Source organism: Chitinophaga agrisoli (assembly GCF_008386695.1).
GTDB classification, from domain to species: domain Bacteria; phylum Bacteroidota; class Bacteroidia; order Chitinophagales; family Chitinophagaceae; genus Chitinophaga; species Chitinophaga agrisoli.
Genome location: NZ_VUOC01000003.1, coordinates 902358 through 922462, shown reverse-complemented (window position 1 = coordinate 922462; position 20105 = coordinate 902358). Strand labels below are relative to the sequence as shown.

22 protein-coding genes are annotated in these 20105 nt (G+C 49.1%); 14 read left to right on the top strand and 8 right to left on the bottom strand.

From position 1 onward, the window contains the following. Nucleotides 1–8: 8 nt before the first annotated feature. From F0L74_RS19160 to F0L74_RS19125, 8 genes are all read left to right on the top strand, one after another. On the top strand, nucleotides 9–830 hold the full coding sequence (locus F0L74_RS19160; RefSeq protein WP_149839482.1) for a ParA family protein: 822 nt from the start codon (nucleotides 9–11) through the stop codon (nucleotides 828–830). Beyond that, on the top strand, nucleotides 814–1734 hold the full coding sequence (locus tag F0L74_RS19155) for a ParB/RepB/Spo0J family partition protein (RefSeq protein WP_149839481.1): 921 nt from the start codon (nucleotides 814–816) through the stop codon (nucleotides 1732–1734). The genes F0L74_RS19160 and F0L74_RS19155 overlap by 17 nt, the downstream gene beginning before the upstream one ends. Further along, nucleotides 1721–2404, top strand: coding sequence for a DUF5683 domain-containing protein (locus tag F0L74_RS19150; RefSeq protein WP_149839480.1), 684 nt, complete (start codon nucleotides 1721–1723; stop codon nucleotides 2402–2404). The genes F0L74_RS19155 and F0L74_RS19150 overlap by 14 nt, the downstream gene beginning before the upstream one ends. A gap of 73 nt (nucleotides 2405–2477) precedes the next feature. After that, nucleotides 2478–3194: a 4-hydroxy-tetrahydrodipicolinate reductase gene (gene dapB / locus F0L74_RS19145; protein ID WP_149839479.1), complete on the top strand. Its 717-nt coding sequence runs from the start codon at nucleotides 2478–2480 to the stop codon at nucleotides 3192–3194. A 68-nt stretch (nucleotides 3195–3262) separates the two neighbouring features. Continuing rightward, a complete protein-coding gene (locus F0L74_RS19140; protein WP_149839478.1) occupies nucleotides 3263–3679 on the top strand; it encodes an RrF2 family transcriptional regulator in 417 nt (138 codons plus the stop codon). Nucleotides 3680–3969: 290 nt separating this feature from the next. Continuing rightward, the gene (locus tag F0L74_RS19135) at nucleotides 3970–4653 is read left to right on the top strand and encodes a phosphoadenylyl-sulfate reductase (RefSeq protein ID WP_149839477.1); all 684 of its coding nucleotides are present in this window, start codon (nucleotides 3970–3972) and stop codon (nucleotides 4651–4653) included. Nucleotides 4654–4759: 106 nt separating this feature from the next. Then, on the top strand, nucleotides 4760–5668 hold the full coding sequence (cysD, locus tag F0L74_RS19130) for a sulfate adenylyltransferase subunit CysD (RefSeq protein WP_149839476.1): 909 nt from the start codon (nucleotides 4760–4762) through the stop codon (nucleotides 5666–5668). A 126-nt stretch (nucleotides 5669–5794) separates the two neighbouring features. Next, nucleotides 5795–7042, top strand: a complete 1248-nt coding sequence (locus tag F0L74_RS19125; RefSeq protein ID WP_149839475.1) for a sulfate adenylyltransferase subunit 1 — start codon at nucleotides 5795–5797, stop codon at nucleotides 7040–7042. Between the two features lie 61 nt (nucleotides 7043–7103). Here the strand turns inward: F0L74_RS19125 and F0L74_RS19120 are convergent, their stop codons facing one another. Continuing rightward, nucleotides 7104–7850: a glycerophosphodiester phosphodiesterase gene (locus tag F0L74_RS19120; RefSeq protein WP_188316067.1), complete on the bottom strand. Its 747-nt coding sequence runs from the start codon at nucleotides 7848–7850 to the stop codon at nucleotides 7104–7106. Between the two features lie 282 nt (nucleotides 7851–8132). Next, on the bottom strand, nucleotides 8133–9071 hold the full coding sequence (locus F0L74_RS19115) for an NAD-dependent epimerase/dehydratase family protein (RefSeq protein ID WP_149839473.1): 939 nt from the start codon (nucleotides 9069–9071) through the stop codon (nucleotides 8133–8135). 279 nt (nucleotides 9072–9350) lie between these two features. Between F0L74_RS19115 and kdsA the strand changes: the two genes are divergently transcribed. The 3 genes from kdsA to F0L74_RS19100 are packed head-to-tail and all read left to right on the top strand — an operon-like array spanning nucleotide 9351 to nucleotide 11310. Continuing rightward, a complete protein-coding gene (gene kdsA, locus F0L74_RS19110) occupies nucleotides 9351–10181 on the top strand; it encodes a 3-deoxy-8-phosphooctulonate synthase (RefSeq protein ID WP_149839472.1) in 831 nt (276 codons plus the stop codon). A 53-nt stretch (nucleotides 10182–10234) separates the two neighbouring features. Then, nucleotides 10235–10639, top strand: a complete 405-nt coding sequence (locus F0L74_RS19105) for a hypothetical protein (protein ID WP_149839471.1) — start codon at nucleotides 10235–10237, stop codon at nucleotides 10637–10639. Between the two features lie 20 nt (nucleotides 10640–10659). After that, nucleotides 10660–11310 carry a hypothetical protein gene (locus F0L74_RS19100; protein ID WP_149839470.1) on the top strand — a complete coding sequence of 217 codons (651 nt, stop codon included), beginning with the start codon at nucleotides 10660–10662 and terminating at the stop codon, nucleotides 11308–11310. A gap of 83 nt (nucleotides 11311–11393) precedes the next feature. Here the strand turns inward: F0L74_RS19100 and F0L74_RS19095 are convergent, their stop codons facing one another. From F0L74_RS19095 to F0L74_RS19085, 3 genes are all read right to left on the bottom strand, one after another. Further along, on the bottom strand, nucleotides 11394–12197 hold the full coding sequence (locus F0L74_RS19095) for a DUF4382 domain-containing protein (protein WP_246197768.1): 804 nt from the start codon (nucleotides 12195–12197) through the stop codon (nucleotides 11394–11396). A gap of 131 nt (nucleotides 12198–12328) precedes the next feature. Next, nucleotides 12329–12898, bottom strand: a complete 570-nt coding sequence (locus F0L74_RS19090; protein WP_188316066.1) for a thioredoxin family protein — start codon at nucleotides 12896–12898, stop codon at nucleotides 12329–12331. 57 nt (nucleotides 12899–12955) lie between these two features. Then, on the bottom strand, nucleotides 12956–13177 hold the full coding sequence (locus tag F0L74_RS19085) for a PspC domain-containing protein (RefSeq protein ID WP_089914236.1): 222 nt from the start codon (nucleotides 13175–13177) through the stop codon (nucleotides 12956–12958). 222 nt (nucleotides 13178–13399) lie between these two features. Between F0L74_RS19085 and F0L74_RS19080 the strand changes: the two genes are divergently transcribed. Further along, entirely contained in the window at nucleotides 13400–15667 is a 2268-nt protein-coding gene (locus F0L74_RS19080) for an aconitate hydratase (protein WP_149839469.1), read from the top strand. A 165-nt stretch (nucleotides 15668–15832) separates the two neighbouring features. Here F0L74_RS19080 and F0L74_RS19075 read toward each other — a convergent pair whose 3' ends face one another. Beyond that, nucleotides 15833–16918 carry a DUF4421 domain-containing protein gene (locus F0L74_RS19075; RefSeq protein ID WP_149839468.1) on the bottom strand — a complete coding sequence of 362 codons (1086 nt, stop codon included), beginning with the start codon at nucleotides 16916–16918 and terminating at the stop codon, nucleotides 15833–15835. Between the two features lie 84 nt (nucleotides 16919–17002). Then, the gene (locus F0L74_RS19070) at nucleotides 17003–17476 is read right to left on the bottom strand and encodes a metallophosphoesterase family protein (protein ID WP_262714238.1); all 474 of its coding nucleotides are present in this window, start codon (nucleotides 17474–17476) and stop codon (nucleotides 17003–17005) included. 226 nt (nucleotides 17477–17702) lie between these two features. Between F0L74_RS19070 and purU the strand changes: the two genes are divergently transcribed. Next, a complete protein-coding gene (gene purU / locus F0L74_RS19065; protein WP_149839466.1) occupies nucleotides 17703–18572 on the top strand; it encodes a formyltetrahydrofolate deformylase in 870 nt (289 codons plus the stop codon). Between the two features lie 52 nt (nucleotides 18573–18624). On the opposite strand, the gene F0L74_RS19060 is transcribed toward purU, so the two are convergent. Further along, nucleotides 18625–19227, bottom strand: coding sequence for a hypothetical protein (locus F0L74_RS19060; protein WP_149839465.1), 603 nt, complete (start codon nucleotides 19225–19227; stop codon nucleotides 18625–18627). Between the two features lie 56 nt (nucleotides 19228–19283). On the opposite strand from F0L74_RS19060, the gene F0L74_RS19055 reads away from it, so the two are divergent. After that, nucleotides 19284–20102: a CHAD domain-containing protein gene (locus tag F0L74_RS19055; protein ID WP_188316065.1), complete on the top strand. Its 819-nt coding sequence runs from the start codon at nucleotides 19284–19286 to the stop codon at nucleotides 20100–20102. Nucleotides 20103–20105: the final 3 nt, after the last annotated feature.

Below are 20105 nucleotides of genomic sequence, written 5' to 3'. Positions count from 1 at the left end.
GCTTTACAATGGCAAGAATAATCGCAATCGCCAATCAAAAAGGGGGCGTAGGTAAAACTACCAGCGCAATTAACCTGGCCAGCAGCCTGGCCGTGCTGGAATTCAAGACCCTGCTGGTAGACGCAGATCCGCAGGCCAACAGCACTACGGGGCTGGGGTTTGACCTGCGGAACATACAGCAGAGCCTATACGACTGTATGGTGAACGATGTACAGGCCAAAGACGTGGTACTGGAATCAGACACTCCGAACCTGAAGGTGCTGCCCGCGCATATTGACCTGGTAGGCGCTGAGCTGGAGCTCATCAACCACCCTAACCGTGAGCAGGTGATGAAGCAGGTGATCGATTCCGTGAAGGATGACTATGAATTCATTATTGTAGACTGCTCCCCTTCACTGGGCCTGATCACCGTAAACGCCCTGGTGGCCTCTGACTCCGTGATCATACCGGTACAGTGCGAGTTCTTTGCACTGGAAGGCTTAGGCAAGTTGCTGAATACCATTAAGATCGTACAGAGCCGGCTGAATACCTCCCTGGAAATAGAAGGTATCCTGATGACCATGTATGACGGCCGTTTACGCCTGAGCAACCAGGTGGTGGACGAGGTAAAGCAACACTTTGAGGAAAGCGTTTTCAACACCATCATACACCGTAATACCAAACTGGGTGAAGCGCCCAGCTTCGGTAAATCCGTTATCATGTACGATGCAGCCAGCACAGGAGCTATTAACTACCTGAACCTGGCAAAAGAAATACTGCAAAAGAATAATTTCACAAAAATTAACTTCGAAGAAAAAATATTAGCCATTAACAATGACCAATCCGAGTAAAAAAGAGGCGTTGGGAAAAGGCATCCGCTCGCTGCTCCAAAACATTGATACTGATCTGAAACAGACTACCAGTGCCCTGGGCGAACAGGTAGTAGCTGCGGCCACGGGTATTGAACGTATCCCGCTGGACCAGATCGAGGTAAATCCGAAGCAGCCGCGGCGTGACTTTGATGAGCAGGCGTTACAGGAATTGAGCCATTCCATTAAGCTGCATGATGTTATACAGCCTATCACCGTATCCAAATCTGGTAAAAAGTACCAGCTGATCGCAGGTGAAAGGCGTTTACGCGCCAGCAAGATGGCCGGGTTAAAGGATATTCCCGCATATATCCGTCAGGCAAACGACCAGGAATTACTGGAGCTGGCCCTGTTGGAGAACCTGCAAAGGGAAAATCTGAATGCCATAGAAATTGGCCTCAGCTACAAACGCCTGATGGATGAATGCACCTTTACACAGGAGCAGGTGGCAGACCGGATGGGTAAAGAAAGAAGCACCGTAACCAATTACATACGTTTGTTAAAACTGCCCCCGGATATACAGGTGGCGGTGCGTAATGCCCAGATCAGCATGGGGCATGCCCGTGCCCTTATTGGCGTAGAGAATGTTGAAAAACAACTCTTTATCTTCAATGAGATCGTTAAGGACGGCCTTTCCGTGCGCCACGCAGAGGAACTGGTAAGAAAGGTGAACCATATAGAAAAAGGCAGTGTTAAAAAACCGGTAAAAATTTCCTTACCGCCGGCTTATCAAAAAATAGAAGATAACTTAGCCTCTCATTTTGCAACTAAGGTAAAGCTGGACAGAAGTAAAGTGGGTAAAGGCAGCATTAGCATTGAGTTTTACTCCGACGAAGAACTGGACAGCATACTGGAAAAAATCGATTTATACGGTGGCAAAAAATAAGGCCAGGCATTCGTTTCACTATTTATTGTACCAATTCCTCCTGATCCTCCTGCCGGTATTTGCCTGCAGCCCATTGTATGCGCAGGATACGATCAAACCCAGGATGGCAGATAGCGTGCATACATCCGCTATCAAAAAAGATTCCGCAGCTATAAAAAGGGATTCTGTACCTCTTCCTGCATTAAGACCGCCCCACAGTCCGCGTAAGGCGGCCTTTTACTCTGCCGTGCTGCCGGGTTTAGGCCAGATCTATAACCGCGAGTACTGGAAATTACCACTGGTATATGCCGCTATGGGCATCTCTGCTGGTTTCTTTGTTTCTAACTTTGCCACTTACAAAGATTTCCGCGACGCCTACCGTATACGTATGGACGGGAATGCAAATACTATAGATAAATATGAAGGCATATGGGATCCTGAGGATTTAAAGGTGAACCGCGACGCTTTCCGGCAATATGTGGACTATTCTGTGCTGGTATTTATACTGGCTTACGGGTTGAATATCATTGATGCCACCGTATTTGCGCATCTGCGGAACTGGAATATGAATGATGACCTGAGTATGCGGATAGTGCCCAAGGCGGAATACCATTCCCTGGGCGTAAGCCTGCAAATAAACCTGGGTAAAGCGAAACGCAGCAAGGCAACGGGTTGGGTATTTGGAAAATAAGGGGGATCGTTGTTGATCATAGCTGGCTGTCAATATAAAACAAGCGATTAAATTCTGGAACTGAGACATAATTATGAAAATAGCACTCATCGGATACGGAAAAATGGGACAGGCCATAGAGGCCATTGCAACAGCGAAAGGACATGAAGTCGTGCACCGCATTGATCTGAACACCCAGCACCTGCTGGAAAAAGAGCATTTAGGACAGGCTGATGTTGCTATTGAATTCACCACGCCGGAAACTGCTTATTCCAATATACTCAAATGTTTTGCCGCCAATGTACCGGTAGTAGTAGGTACCACCGGCTGGCTGGATAAATTGCCCGATATCAAGGCCCGTTGTCTGGAACAACACCAGGGCTTCCTGTATGCCAGCAATTTCAGCATTGGCGTGAATATCTTCTTCGAGATCAACAAACGCCTGGCAGAACTAATGGCTACCCAGCCCCAGTATGACCTGCAGATGGAAGAGATCCATCACACCCAGAAAAAAGATGCGCCCAGCGGCACCGCCATTACCCTGGCAGAGCAGATCCTGGAAAAAGTGAACCGGAAGACCGGTTGGGTAAACCAGGAAAGCAGCCAGCCGCAGGAACTGTCTATCATCTCCCGGAGGATCAACCCCGCGCCGGGCACCCATACCGTACATTATACCTCCGCTATTGACGATATTACCATTACCCACACGGCCCATTCCCGCGAGGGCTTTGCCGCCGGCGCAGTAATAGCCGCTGAGTGGCTGAACGGTAAAAAGGGTATCTTTACCATGAAGGATGTGCTGGACCTGTAAACTTCAAACTTTTAAATATATTTGCCAGCAGTTATCACACATACGGGTGGGATGCAAATCGTATTTATATGCTTTCTAAGAAAACACAATATGCCTTTCATGCCCTGATTCACCTGGCAGAGCATGCTGATAAAGGGCCCATCCTCATTTCCGAGATAGCGCAGGAGAAGAATATATCTATTAAATTCCTGGAGAATATCCTGCTGGAATTGAAGAATGCGGGCATACTGGGTAGTAAAAAGGGAAAAGGAGGCGGCTATTACCTGATGCGCACGCCTAAGGAGATACCACTGGCCCGGATCATCCGGCTGCTGGATGGGCCTATTGCCCTGCTGCCCTGTGTTAGCCTGAATTACTACGAACGCTGCGAGAATTGTAAGGATGAGGCGGTATGCGGGTTGAACGATGTGATGGGAAGAGTACGTGACGCTACGCTTAAGCTACTGGAAAACAAGACGTTGAAGGACATTTTGACCAAAGATTGATCTGATAAGGGGGATACCGATGAATGCCGGTTATCCCCGGTAATGCTTAAGGGAGTTATTTTCTACTACCAGGCCCAGGGGGCTATTTCCATTTAGATTTTCCTATCATATTGGTTAAAAGCCGTCTGCTTAGTTGCCCGGACGACAGAGTAAATTATGCGCTAAAGCCGGCTGCGGCTTTGCTAGCAGACAGTCCCCCCACCCCATCCATCCAATAATTAAATAATTTCCTCCTAATAGCCTATAGTTTTTATAGGATTTATGTATTTTTGTCTTAGCTAAGGAAGTACATGACAGACATTAAATCAGCATTGGCAGGACTGTCAGAAACGGCTGCCATTCAATATCTTGCAGAACAATTCCCCGGTGCGGTGGCATTTTCCACCTCCTTTGGGCAGGAAGACCAGGTACTGGCGGATATGATATGGCGCCATCAACTGCCGGTACGCGTATTTACGCTGGATACCGGCCGCCTGTTCCAGGAAACCTATGAGTTGATGGATCTTACCCGCGCCCGCTACAAACAACCTTTTGAGGTGTATTTTCCGGAAACAGCCGCAGTGGAAAAACTGGTGGCTGAAAAAGGGATGAACAGCTTTTATGACTCTGTTGAGAACCGGAAGGAGTGTTGCTATATCCGTAAGGTAGTGCCCCTGAACCGTGCCCTGCAGGGGGTAAAAGTATGGATCACCGGACTGCGGGCAGAGCAGTCTGAGAACCGCCAGGCGCTGGAAGCCCTGGAATGGGATGAAACCCGTGGACTGTATAAATTCAATCCCCTGGTGAACTGGTCCTATGAAGACATGCTGGCTTACCTTGACCAAAACAATGTACCTTTCAATAAACTGCACAACCAGGGTTTTGTTAGCATAGGCTGCGCGCCCTGCACCCGTGCCATTGAGCCTGGTGAACATCCCCGCGCCGGCCGCTGGTGGTGGGAACAGTCCAAGAAAGAGTGCGGTTTACATGGTTGAAATAACGATTAATAATGTACCATGAATAGTTAAGAGGGTGATGTGCTCTTGCCACATCGCCGTAAAAAAATTATACTGCTTAATTATTCCTGATTAATTTAACGATATGAGTAACAAAATACAATGGGAATTTCCGCAGGCACTGGAAGATGAGGCCATTTATATTCTCCGGGAAACTGCCGCACAGTTTGAGCGGCCAGCCATCCTGTTTTCCGGGGGAAAGGATTCCATTACGATTGTACGGCTGGCTCAAAAAGCATTCTATCCCGGAAAGATACCTTTTCCGCTGTTGCATATCGATACCGGGCATAACTTCCCGGAAACGCTGGAGTTCCGCGACCAACTGGTAGCCTCCCTGGGGGTAGACCTGGTGGTACGCAGCGTACAGGACAGCATTAACCAGGGGAAAGTACAGGAAGAAACAGGCAAATATGCCAGCCGTAACGCCCTGCAGACCGTTACCCTGCTGGACGCCATTGAGGAGCTGAAATATGACGCATGCATTGGCGGCGCCCGCCGTGATGAGGAAAAGGCCCGCGCCAAAGAAAGGATCTTCTCCGTACGTGATGAATTTGGACAGTGGAACGCCAAAATGCAGCGCCCGGAACTGTTTGACATGCTGAATGGTAAGATCCATATCGGCGAAGGCGTAAGGGTATTCCCTATCTCCAACTGGACAGAGCTGGACGTATGGAACTATATACGCCGCGAGCAGCTGGGCATCCCCTCCATCTACTTCTCCCATGAAAGGGAGATCATAGAGCGCGATGGTATGTACTGGCCCTACTCTCCTTTCCTGAACACCACAGAAGACGAAGTGCCCTTCCGCCAGAAAGTACGCTTCCGTACGGTGGGTGATATGACCTGTACCGCAGCGGTGATCTCTGACGCAGATAACCTGGAAGGTATTGTTTCTGAAATACTGGAAGCAAAGATCTCTGAGCGTGGCGCACGTATTGATGACAAACGCTCTGAAGCTGCGATGGAGAAAAGGAAACAGGCGGGATATTTTTAATGTGCGGATGTGCTAATGTGCAGATGTGCTAATGATTGAATGCAGCGAATATGGGTGAAAGGGATATTGACGATGACTGCAACGATTTAAAATTTGATTACTTCTGAAATTGTAAATAAGATATCAATGGAGGTTTTACGTATAACCACTTCGGGAAGTGTAGATGATGGGAAAAGTACCCTGATAGGCCGTTTATTGTATGATACCAACTCCATCCCGCAGGACAAGCTGGAAGCACTGCATGCGGCCAGCAAGCGCAAAGGGCTGGATTTTACAGACCTGTCCCTGTTAACAGACGGGCTGGTAGCTGAGCGGGAGCAAGGTATCACCATAGATGTGGCGCATATCTATTTTTCAACGCCTACCCGCAAATACATCATTGCAGACACGCCCGGACACGTGGAATATACGCGTAACATGGTAACCGGCGCTTCCAACGCGCAGGTATCCCTGATACTGATAGACGCCCGTAAAGGCATTGTAGAACAGACCTACCGCCACTTCTTCATTGCCAACCTGTTAAGAATACAGCACCTGGTAGTGTGCGTGAACAAGATGGACCTGGTGGACTATAGCGAAGAGCGCTTTAACCAGATCGTAACAGATTTTCAGCAGCTGCTGAACAACGCCGCCTTTAAGGAACAGGATGTGAAATTCATCCCCATCTCCTCCATTTATGGCGAGAACCTGGCCGCCCGCTCTGAAAAGATAGGCTGGTATAAAGGCGAGTCCCTGCTGGAGCACCTGGAGCAGATCAGCTTTGACCATGCAGATAATACACACCCGGCACGTTTTCCCGTACAATATGTGATAAGGCCCCGCACGGAGGCTCATCACGACTTCCGCGGATTTGCCGGAAAAGTGGCCAGCGGCCATTTTAATGTGGGTGATGAGGTGATCTCCCTGCCTTCTATGCAGACCAGCAAAATCAAGACCATTGAGCAGTTTGAGACCCAGCGGCCTACGGCCAATGCCCGCGAGAGTGTGGTGATCACGCTGGAAAGCGAGATAGACACCAGCCGTGGCAATATGCTGGCTAAACCAGACAGTGTTCCTGCCTCCCTGAAGGAGATCAGCGCACAGATCTGCTGGATGGACCAGCAGAAGCTAACGCCCGGTAAAACCTACCTGCTGCAGCATGGTATTAACCGCGTAAAGGCCAAGGTACAGCAGATAGATCATGTGATAGAGGTAACCACCGGCCGTACCCTGGACGATAAGAAGGAACTTGGCCTTAACGATATAGGCAAGATCAGCCTTAAGACCGCACAGCCCATTTTTGCAGACCCATACCGGGTAAACCCTGCCAATGGCGCATTTATACTGGTGGATGAGTATAGCAATGCGACGGTAGCCGTAGGATTCGTAGAATAATATTACAAGTACTGATAATAGAAAATGTCCGTGTTATCTCATATAACACGGACATTTTTATTTAGCGGAAGAAACGGTCGAATTCGGAATCCAGCTGGAAGAACTGCACGCCCAGGGATTTAAGGCGGGTGGCATCCCGGGCGGCGGCCAGATAAGGGCGGCTTTTGCCTTTTTTACCTTTATAACGGAACATATTCAGCACCCCAACTACCATAATACCCTGGTATTGGGCCCATTTTACATCATCATCGGTCATGCTGCCGGTCTCTCCAAAAAGATAGTAATATTCCGGGCTATAACCTGGTTTTTGGGTATTTATTTCCAGCTGCTGGCGGGTGCAGCTCAGCTTTATCTTACCGGTGAAATAGTCTGTGGATTCATCTGTGCCTATCATAAGGGCCTGCTTATCCAACCCGTATTTCTGCAACAGGCTTACCACCTGCGAAAACAGCAGGGTATCGTTGCCGCTGATCTTATTATCCAGCATGACCTGGATCTTGCCGCTGCAGGCAGAGAGAGCGTCTTCCAGCTTCATGACCTGGTTGCCCCGGGCGCTGCGCAGCTGGCTGATCTCGTCCCATGTCATGGCGGATACGGCTTTTTCCACGCCATAGTAGCGCTTAAAATCGGGATCGTGATGAATGATGAGCACACTATCGCGGGTGAGGCGCAGGTCCATCTCCACCATCCAGTATCCTCTTTCAATAGCGTCCTGCAGGGCGGGCAGGCTGTTCTCCGCGTTGGTGCTGTCTACTACCCCACCCCGGTGGGCAATGAGGAAATAGCGGCCAAATCCCTTACTAGGCAAGCCTGATTGCGCAAACGCAATATGGGAAATCAAACAAAGGCTCAATAGCAAGAGAAAATCCCCCTTAAAATATCTCATAAAAGTGCTCCCAGATTTCAAATGATAAAATAGCAAGTACGGCACATTCATCAAAATGAAAATTTCATTAACGTTTAGCTGTAAGGCTGCTTACAGTTTATCAAAGATATTGTGTCGTTGCCGATTGGCATAGCGATTACAATAGCACTTTAGTACCATAAAGGGCTTTATCTGGCATCCGATATAATGCGGAGGGAGGGTTTGTTACAGGTTCTTCAGCATGTCCGTCACCATCTTGGGCAGGTCATATTCCGGTTTCCAGCCCCAGTCTGTGCGGGCCAGCTCGTCGTTAATGCTCTGGGGCCAGCCATCTGCGATCTGCTGCCGGTAGTCTGGCTGGTAGCCGATGGTAAATTCCGGGATATGCTGTTTTATCTCTGCGGCGATCTCTTTGGGAGAGAAGCTCATGGCGCTGAGGTTATAGGAGGAGCGTACGGATATTTTGGCCTGGTCTGCCTCCATGAGCTCAATTGTAGCGCGGATAGCATCCGGCATATACATCATGGGCAAATAGGTATCTTCAGAGAGGAAGCAGGTATATTTCTTTTCTTCCAGGGCTTCATGGAAGATCTCAATGGCATAGTCTGTAGTGCCGCCACCAGGTGCGGATTTATAGCTAATAAGACCGGGATAGCGCAGGCTTCTTACGTCTATGCCGAAGCGGTGGTTATAGTACTCGCACCAGCGCTCGCCGGCAAACTTGCTGATACCATAGATGGTGGTGGGCTCAATAACGGTATGCTGCGGGGTGGTTTCTTTGGGGGAGTTGGGACCAAATACGGCAATAGAGCTGGGCCAATAGATTTTATCCAGGCCTTCTTCCTTGGCAATGTCCAGCACATTCAGCAGGCTTTGCATGTTGATGTGCCAGGCAAGCAGCGGATTCTTTTCACCAGTAGCAGAAAGGATGGCGGCCAGCAGGTAAATCTGGGTGATGTTATGGCGGATGACCAGTACGTGCAGCATCTCCTTGTTCATTACATCCAATGAAACATAGGGGCCGGTACCTTTTAACAGCTCATGCTCTTCGCGCAGATCAGAAGCCACTACATTCGCATCCCCATACATTTTTCTTAATGCCAGGGTAAGCTCCACTCCTATTTGCCCGCAGGCGCCTATTACCAGTATTTTGTCCTTCTTCATGTTTGGTTTTTGACGTACACCCGCAGGGCATACTTGCGTCCGTAATATTAATTGCTTTGGTGAAAATTTTAAACAGGGCATCACAGCACATGACAATGTTTCAACAATCTTTTCATTGTATTGAGAGCGGCGCCCGCATTATCTGTTTTGTGGTTACAATATTATGACAATTTAAACATTTAACGGATTACGTACCTTTACGTCCTCAAAATAAAATAGCTGTGTTAGGGCTGGTTAACCGCCGTCATAACACGGGGAATTAAAAACAAACAATAGCAGATGAAACACCTGAAAGCTTTATTCAAAGAGCAATATAATCCAGACAATTTTTTCCTGGTTGCCGGTCCCTGTGTGGTAGAAAATGAGGACCTGCTGATGACGGTAGCGGAAAAAGTATCCGGCATCTGCAAGCGCTTACAGATCCCTTATATTTTCAAAGCATCTTACCGTAAAGCCAACCGTACCAGCATCCATTCCTTTACCGGCGTGGGCGATGTAGAAGGGCTGGAACTGCTGCAGAAGACCGGCCAGGCCTTTAACCTGCCGGTGACCTCTGATATACACTCTGCCGCAGAAGCTGCCATGGCCGCTGCTTATGTAGATGTATTGCAGATACCGGCTTTCCTTTGCCGGCAAACAGATATTCTGCTGGCGGCCGCAGAAACCGGTAAGGTAGTGAATGTAAAGAAAGGCCAGTTTGTAAGTGGCGAGGCAATGAAGTTTGCGGTGGAAAAGATACAGCAGGCAGGCAATAACCAGATCATACTGACGGAGCGTGGCACTACATTCGGCTACCAGGACCTGGTAGTGGATTACCGCAACATCCCTATCATGCGGAATCATGGCGTACCCGTGGTAATGGACTGCACCCACTCCCTGCAGCAGCCTAACCAAAGCAGCGGCGTTACGGGCGGTAACCCGCAGCTGATAGGCACTATTGCCAAGGCGGCTATTGCCACCGGGGCTGACGGCCTTTTTATTGAAACGCACCCGGACCCTTCCAAAGCCCTGTCTGACGGCGCTAATATGCTACGCCTGGACCTTTTGGAAGAGCTGCTGGAGCAACTGGTACGCATAAGGGAAGCGGTGAAGGAAAATGTAAACGCCTGAGCGCATTTTTGCTGATTTTTTATTAAATTCATGCAAACACAAAATCAATCACCATGATACGTTTGCATGATGTTAAAACAGGCGATACGGTATTAGTACAGTATGAGGGCGATTTGCTGGAAGGGAAAGTGCTGGAGGTGAATCCGGAAGACAAGCAGGCATGTGTACTTACCCATGAGCAGCAGGAATTCTGGTACGATTTCGACAGCCTGTATGAAATACCGCTGGATGAGACACAGTTGCTGCGCCTGAAGTTCCAGAAGGATGAGGCGCAGTCCAGTAACGGTAGCGGCGCTTTGTATATACGCGGACCTTTCAGCGTACGGCTTTACCAGAAAGACGGACATGAGATGACGCTACTGAGTTACCGGGATGAGCACCGCGATCTGAAGGGAACGATAACGGTAAATCAGTTACAGAATCACTATCATGGCATGACCAATTTCCACCTCGATTAACCTTAGATCACAAATGCCTTATGGCTTATAAGATAACCCTTCTGACAGCTGCATTAGTACTAATGCAGCTGTTTCATGTTGTAGCACAAACCCCATCCCCCACGGTTTTATGGCAGGAACATTTTAATGAAGACGGCTCCAGCCGATGGCCGGTCATTAACCATGGCGATACCGCCACCGCGGGTATTGTAAAAGGGAATTATGTGCTGAATAACCTGCACTCCTCCTGGTATTTTGCGTTGCGCCTTGGCGCAGTGGATCTGGGCTCCGCGCCACAAATACTGGAGATGAAAATGAAAATGACGGATCACGTGAAGGAGGATGCTACTTATGGCATTATCTGGAATGTAGATAAAAAGTCAGCGCGTGTTTTTGATGAAAATTCTTTCCTGATCACTACAGACGGGCACTTCACCATTCAACGGCGGGAGAACATGGGGTCCGCTCCTATTAAGGAATATACCGCTTGCGCCTGCATCCGTAAGGATGACTATAATGTGCTGCGTATTGAGCAGGTACCTGGTCAGCCTTGCAGGTTTTATATCAATGACCAGCTGGTACACACGGCCACACTACCAGCCACTAACCTGGCGAGCATTGGCTTTTTCTGTGACCGGCGTGCTACGCTGGCCACGGACCATATTAAGTTTGCTGTTTATAATAAAAATTAGCCTCGGACAGCAGTTGAGGATAATAAAAAAAGCTGGCTGCCTCTGTTGATGAGGCAACCAGCTCTTATTATTTATGGATGGTATTATTTCTGTAACCGCACGGTATCCACAGCAGTTACCTGCCCCAGCGTAACAGATACGCCGTCTTTTATCGCGGTGTTGAATAACGTGTCTGTTGGAATAAAATGCAGGGAGTATGTACCGGCATCCACCCCTTTGATCAGATAAGCGCCATGGTCTGTGTAGGTGCTGGCCACTGTATCAGCGCCGTTCAGCACCACTACCGCAGTAAGCACGGAATCTGGCAATACGGCCCCTTTAATGGCGCCGCCCTGCGCTTCCATAAAGCCCCTGATCACCGGTTTCAATATAAATTTACCGCTGCCGCCGGCCGGGTGTATGGATTTAGCCACGTCAAAATCCAGTACCAGTTTGTACAATACATCTGCTACAACATCTGAGTTGAGCTTTAATTTAACGCCGGAAGACTGGCCGCTGGGCGTTTGCAGGTGAACGGAGTCGCCATCGTTGGTCACTACCCAGTTGTCGTCTCCTAATACCAGGCGGATTTCTTTTACGGTGCCAGTGTTGATGTAGGCGTCTGCCAGCACGGTGTCTTTATCATTCACCAATGTGAGCAGATTGTAACGTCCTCTTTTGAACCCTTGCAATGTTTGCCAGCCATTGTCATCGCTGTCGGAGTAGTTGATATTCACATCCTGCACATCAATGTATACGGCTTTAAAATCGCCAGGATCGTCCGTAAGCGCAACCTGGAAGCGGGCCTTACCGCTGTTGTCCTCATTTTTGGAACAGGAAGATAACGTAAAAATACCAGCAGCGATGAGCGCGCCGACGCAAAGGTTCTTCAGTAAAGTGTTCATCATACAAGTTTTAATGATAGATATGGCTGCCTCTTGTGAACAGCATCAATGCTTAGATGAACTGTTTTGCGGAAAGTTTAAGATAGTATTAAAAAAAACTTAATTTATTGTTAAATGGTAGTTAAGCGTATGATTTACACGGTCTTCTCCATTTTCCATTTGATATTACAACCCAGGCTGGGTTTCTGGAGGGGGCTTACAGGCTGGTCTTCCAGGAGCGCATTGAGGGCAGCGCGCATGTCTTTGCCGTCCTGGGGGCGGTCGTTGCCGGGCCGGGCATCGTCGAGCTGGCCGCGGTATACCAGTTTCAGCTCCCGGTCATATACAAAGAAGTCCGGCGTGCAGGCGGCTTCAAAGGCCAGGGCTACCTGCTGCGTCTCATCATACAGGTAGGGGAACTCATAACCCAGTTCTGCGGCTACTTCCCGCATGTGCTCCGGGCCATCTTCCGGGTACTGGAGGGCGTCATTAGCGCTGATAGCCAGGAAACGGATGCCTTTGGCCAGGTATTCCCGGGTAATCCTGACCATTTCCGGCTGTACGTATCTTACAAACGGACAGTGGTTGCAGATGAACATGACCACGGTGCCAACGGGCGCTGGGTCCTGGTGCAGGCGGAATAAATTACCGGAAATCACATCGCGGAGCTCAAAGTCGGGCGCGGGCGTACCCAGCGGAATCATATGGGAGGGTGTACGGGCCATGGTATCACATTTATACAGTACGGCGGCACAGGGAAAGGCGGGCGTTTTCCGCCTGGATCATAAATACCTTAACGGGTTACGACGGGCATTAAGGATGTAATTCTTCATGTTTACCCAAAAAGCCAGTATCATGTAAATAATGACGGGCGACCCCATGGTAAGGAATGATGTGTAGATGAAAAACAGGCGGATACGGGAGGTAGCCACCCCCAGCTTATCACCAATGGCAGCACATACTCCAAAGGCCTGCCATTCCACAAAATCCTTGAAACGCTTCATGATCCAAATTTATTAAAATCCGGTGTGAAAACCAAGCGGCCCAGTGGGGGCCAAGGACGGCAATACCTGTTAGTTACTGAAAGATAGTGGGTTACATATCTTTTTTGGGCAACAGGCGGCAATAAATAATCGTGCCAAGGTACCGGACTTATTTTAAAAACTTCCCGATTTTAGTTAATTTCGCGGTGCAATTTTTAACCGCTCTTAAATAATTTATTTCTCATGGTGTTTGATATTGAAATGATTAAACAAGTGTATGCGGCACTGCCGGGTAAAGTGGAAGCTACCCGTAAGATGTTAGGTCGCCCGCTCACTTTGGCAGAAAAGATTTTATACGCCCACCTGTACGCACCTGCTACTACGCCGTATGAAAGAGGAAAATCCTACGTGGAATTTGCACCGGATCGTGTAGCCATGCAGGATGCAACCGCTCAGATGGCCTTGTTACAGTTTATGACGTGCGGGCGTGATAAAGTAGCGGTTCCCTCTACAGTACACTGTGATCACCTTATACAGGCCAAGACCGGCGCTCAGCAGGATCTTGCCACAGCCCTGGACACCAACAAAGAAGTTTACGAATTCCTTTCCTCTATTTCCAATAAATATGGCATTGGCTTCTGGAAAGCCGGCGCCGGCATCATTCACCAGGTAGTGCTGGAAAACTATGCATTCCCCGGTGGTATGATGATAGGTACGGATTCTCACACGCCCAATGCCGGCGGTTTAGGTATGCTGGCCATAGGCGTAGGCGGCGCCGATGCAGTAGACGTAATGGCCGGCCTGGCCTGGGAACTGAAGATGCCCAAGCTGATAGGCGTAAAGCTGACCGGTAAAATGAGCGGCTGGACCTCTGCCAAGGACGTGATCCTGAAGGTAGCAGGTATCCTGACCGTAAAAGGCGGTACCGGCGCTATTGTTGAATACTTTGGCGAAGGCGCTGACAGCCTGAGCGCTACCGGCAAAGGCACTATCTGTAACATGGGTGCGGAAATAGGCGCTACCTGTTCCGTATTTGCTTATGACGAGAAGATGGCAGGCTACCTGAAAGTGACCGGCCGTACCGAAGTAGCTGCCCTGGCAGATGGCGTTAAAGAACACCTGCGCCCGGATGCTGAGGTATACGCTGATCCTTCCAAATACTATGACCAGGTAATTGAAATAGACCTGAACGAGCTGGAGCCTTATGTAAACGGCCCCTTCACCCCGGATCTGGCATGGCCTATCTCTAAATTTGCACAGGCTGTAAAGGAAAACAACTGGCCTGAGAAGCTGGAAGTTGCCCTGATAGGCTCCTGCACCAACTCTTCCTACGAAGATATCACCCGCTCTGCCTCCCTGGCTAAACAAGCCATAGACAAGAACCTGGATGTGAAGTCTGAATTCACCATCACCCCCGGTTCTGAGCTGGTACGTTATACCATTGAAAGGGATGGCCTGCTGGCTACCTTTAACCAGATAGGCGGCGTAGTGCTGGCAAATGCCTGCGGTCCCTGTATTGGTCAATGGGCCCGTCATATAGACGATCCTAACCGTAAGAACTCCATCATCACTTCGTTTAACCGCAACTTTGCGAAACGTAATGATGGCCTGGCATCTACCCACGCATTCGTAGCATCTCCGGAAATTGTAACGGCGCTGGCCATTGCGGGCGACCTTACTTTTAACCCGCTCACAGACAAACTGAAGACCAAAGACGGTAAGGAAGTTATGCTGGACGAGCCTACCGGTTTTGAACTGCCTTCCAAAGGCTTTGCCGTAGAAGACGCCGGTTACCAGGCGCCTGCTGCAGACGGTAAAGGCGTACAGGTGATCGTATCTCCCACCAGCGACCGCTTACAGTTACTGGCGCCGTTTGCTGCATGGGAAGGCATAGACCTGAAAGGCCTGAAACTGCTGATCAAAGCAAAAGGCAAGTGTACTACGGACCATATTTCCATGGCTGGCCCCTGGTTAAAATACCGCGGTCACCTGGATAATATCTCCAACAACATGCTGATTGGCGCTGTAAATGCGTTCAACGATAAAACCGATACTGTAAAGAACCAGCTGACCGGCGAATACGGTCCGGTACCGGCCACCCAGCGCGCTTACAAAGCCGCCAACATTGGCGCGGTAGTAGTAGGTGATGAGAACTATGGCGAAGGCTCCAGCCGTGAGCACGCAGCTATGGAACCCCGTCACCTGGGCGTTAGGGCTATCCTGGTTAAATCTTTTGCACGTATCCACGAAACCAACCTGAAAAAGCAAGGTATGCTGGCGCTTACTTTTGCCAATAAGGAAGATTATGAGAAAGTGCAGGAAGATGATACCTTCGATATCAACGGCCTGACCAGCTTTGCTCCCAACACAACGCTGACCGTGGTGCTGAACCATAAAGACGGCAGCCAGGACGAGATCACCGTTAACCACACCTACAATGAACAACAGATCGAGTGGTTCAAAGCGGGTGGCGCACTGAACGTGATCCGCTCTGAGTTCGCAAAGGCATAAGGAACTTAATAGCTGATAAATAAAAAAGCACTGGTGTAAAACGCCAGTGCTTTTCTATTTACTGATAGTATATTAACAAAACCCGTTGTTCGAACGTTAAGCGAACCTAAACCGAACCTAAACCGAACCTAAGCCCTTTCTAAAAACAGGTAAAATAGTATCATTCTAAAACAGCGATTTCTTCAAGGCAAACCTCCTTACCAGGCTAATACGGAAGTTACCGGTGCCAAAGGTCTGGTAGGTATTAGCCACCGGCGTTTCGCTGCGGGTGACCACATTTACATAGTGAATACCTGCAAAATAGCGGTTAGAATTATAGCCAATAGAAGCGCGAACAGTGTTATTCAGCTGCCAGCCTCCCTCCCGGGAGCGGCTGCCATCCATCATAAATAATTTGGTCACATTCACCCCTAACCCTCCGGAAAGTGAGAGGGTAAGGAACAAATGCCGTTTGTATACGAACGTGTACGCATACCCTGCCGTGGCGGCCACGCTGATAATGCCGGAGCGATCGTAGCGTTTGCCCTCAAAAAAATCCGGTTCTTCCAGGCTGGTGGGTATCAGGGAGGAGTCTCCATCTATCTTGGTGCTGAAGATCTCGCCGCCCAGTATCAGGGAACCTGCGCTTTTTTTCTGGTAATCGTTCTGCAGATAAGCCGCACGGTAAGAGAAGCGCTCATCGTTGAAAACATACAGCATGCTTAGCCCATAGTTACGGGTGTGAAGATCCGGGCGGATCATCAGGGGTTTGCCTTCTTCTGTATTAATACCAGCGGTAGATAATAAGCCATTATCACTGGCGGCTATATAATAACCCCGGTAATACTGCCAGTAAAAATCCACTACCAGTTTACGCAGGTATAGGTGGGTTTGCAGATCCAGGTACCGGGTGCGGCCATACACTTCGTCATCTTTGTTAATAAAGGGCAGGTTAAACCCAATATTAATGCCCAGGAACTTGTAGTTGGCGCCAAAACCTATGTTGAAGTTATCATTAGGCCGGTACAGGATCTCCTTATCCCGTTTGGTATCTACAATATCGAAAGTAGTGTATTTGCGGGAGCCATAGAGGCGGAAAGTGATATCACGGGTATAGTCATCAATGTAAGCGGAATCGTTTGTTGTCCGCAGCCAGTTGAAGGGTTTCCGGGGCGCAGTTTGTTCCTGCGCCGCTACGGCCGCAGGTATCCATAAAATGGCCACCAATATGATCATCCACAGGCGCATAGTGTAACAGGTAGGTTGTTGCAAGATATATTTTCTGACAATCGTTGTTAAACAGTTAACGATAGGGCTGCCTTATAAGCCGCTGAACGATCTATATTGTACGGTCAATTATTTGACGAGCTCTATGACTTCCAGCTTTTGAATACTGCCGGCTTCCAACTCGAAACGGACCAGGGTCTTTACTTTATGCCAGCCTTGCTGTCCGCAGGCGCCCGGGTTAATGTGTAATAACTGCAGTTTAGGATCCGGCATTACCTTCAGGATATGGGAGTGGCCGCAGATAAAGAGTTTAACAGGTTGTTTAAGCAGCATCTCCTTTACGCCCGGGGCATATTTGCCGGGATAACCGCCAATATGGGTCATCAGCACGCCCACGCCTTCCAGCTCAAAATGCAGGTTTTCCGGGTAACGGACACGGACATCCGCGCCATCAATATTACCATATACGGCGCGGAAGGGCTTAAAGGCCTCCAGTTCGTCTGCCAGGCCAGTATTGCCTATATCCCCGGCATGCCAGATCTCATCCACCTGTTCAAAGTGTTTGAATACCTGCGGATGCAGGTAACTATGCGTATCTGACATGAGCCCTATTTTTTTCATCCTTTAATATCTGATTTTTTATGGTTGGTAGAATCTGCGCTAACATTACCTTTCTGTGAAAAATGTTATGCCGGTTTCAGCCGTAAGTTATTTACGGGTTGATGGAATTTCGCATTGTATGCTCTCCTGTGAAAAATATATCATGCCCGGTTTCCTGCGGCGAAAATAGTAAAAAGCATTATTTTTAAAGACCCTTAAAGCTGCGTACATGCATCCATATACCGATATTACCGGCAGGCTGTTGATCTGTTGTCCTGACCGTCCCGGCATAGTGGCCGGCGTTTCACAATTCCTTTTCTCCCACGGCGCTAATATCCTGGATGCAAGCCAGCACAGTACTGATCCAAGGGAAGGATTATTCTTTATGCGCATGGTGTTTCACCTGGAAAATACCGGTATGAGCCGGGAGCAGCTGGAAGCGGATTTTCGCGAAAAAGTAGCCTTACCGCGGCAAATGGACTGGCATATTGATTATACAGACCGTCGCAAACGCATGGCCATTATGGTATCCAAATATGACCATTGTATCACGGAACTGCTGTGGCGCTGGCGTAGTGGCGAGCTGGATGTAGATATCCCTTTAGTGCTCTCTAACCATGATCACCTGCAGAAGCTGGCGGCAGATTTTGAGATCCCTTTCCTTTGCCTGCCGGTAAATGCGGAGAATAAAGCCCAACAGGAACAGGAAGCCATTAAGATCCTGCAGGAACAAAACGTTGATTTCATCGTACTGGCGCGTTATATGCAGATACTGTCGCCCGCATTTGTGAGCCATTTCCCCGGCAGGATCATCAACATCCACCATTCCTTTTTACCTGCTTTTGCCGGCGCCAGGCCTTATCTGAACGCCTATACCAGGGGCGTAAAACTGATAGGCGCTACGGCGCATTATGTAACCAATGATCTGGATGAGGGACCTATTATTGAGCAGGACGTGGCCCGCGTTAGCCATAAACATGCGGTAGATGACCTGGTGATGCTGGGGCGTGATATTGAACGGCAGGTGCTTACCCGGGCGGTAAAGGCACATGTGGAAGACCGGGTGATCATCCACGGTAATAAGACGATTGTGTTTTAATAAAAAAGGGGCTGTGTGTTGCAGCCCCTTTTTACTTATATCGCGACTATACTTAGTCTATCTTTCCCTTCACGAATTTACCCAGCGCTTTCCCGGCATCTGCATACGCTTCTGCGATACGTACGCCGGTATCAAAGTCGAAACCGCCAAAAACGCGGCCCTGGGCCTTTTCAACAGAGATCTTGGCTACTGGTTTGGAAGGATTGGCTGTTTCCACGATCCATACCTCCCCATCCATAGATGCGTTTTTACGCCAAACGCCTACGTTATAACCAGGCTCAATAAAACTGGTCTTAAAGATCAGCGTGTATTTGGCGCTTTTGTTGTGATTCATTTTAAGGCCGGCATACTCGTTGAACAGTTCAGAGAATTTAGGCTCGTAGCGCGCTTCGCGGTCGTCTTTCCAGGCTTTGGCCCAGGTATCGCCACGGCCGGCTTCTTTGCCGTTGTACTCTTCGGTCTTTTTGTGGATGTAGTCGTCCTCTTTGTCGAACTTACCCACTCTTAAACCGTCATAAGTGAATTCGCTGTTCAATTCTGTTTGTCCCTTTAACGCGGAAAGGTCGCCTTCTGTTAACTTAAGTTTCTGTGCATTTGCATTGCTCGCCATCATTGCTACCAGGAGGGCAGCGGACAGCTTGGGGATGAATTTCATGATCCTTGGGATTTAAGATTAGGTAACAAATATATGTTAACTTTAATTATATGGCTATGATGTGGGAAACTTTACATGCATACCTGCAGGACCAGTGTGCTACCATTATGGACCTGGCGCCTGTTATTGGCGAAAAGTCCCATAAAAAGGACGTACATAAGCTAAGGGTAACCATCAAAAAGACCAGGGCATGCCTTGATCTGGCCAGGCAGCTGAGCAACAAGGCATTTAAAGGCAAAAAGTATATCCGTTTACTAAAGGTATTACAACAGGCCGCCGGGGCGCTACGTGATCTGCAGCTACAGGAAGAGAGCCTGTTACAATACACCGGAAACGGCCGCCGTTATGCCCCTTTCCATCTGCTGCAGAAAAACCATGCCCAGCTGGCGGCGCAACAGGCGCGGGCCATTGCAGACGCCTTCCCGCTTGCCTTTGTAAAGACATTACCCAAACAGCTACAAAAAAAGGATGTAAAAGCTACCGGTGCAAAGGATGCGGGCGCTTACCTGCAACAGCAATACGCTGCTATCTCATTGCCTCTGGGCCGGGGGCCTGCGGAAAAATGGCATGACCTGCGTAAGGAGGTAAAACGCCTGCACTATCAGCTATCTATCCTGCAGCCGCTATTTGACACCTCCAAAGGCCTGGAAGAAATGCTGCGTTTTACGGACGAAGCCGGCTCCTGCCTGGGCGCCTGGCATGACCTGCTGGCGCTGCAACAGGTGATACGCCAGCATATGCGTTTGCTACGCAGCGAAGGGATGACTGTGCCTGCCGGCACAGATGAGTTATTAAAACGTATAGCAGCAGATACACGGCAAGAGCTGCAGCGGTGCAAGGCCTGGATACAACAAAAGCCCGATGTAACGATATAAAAG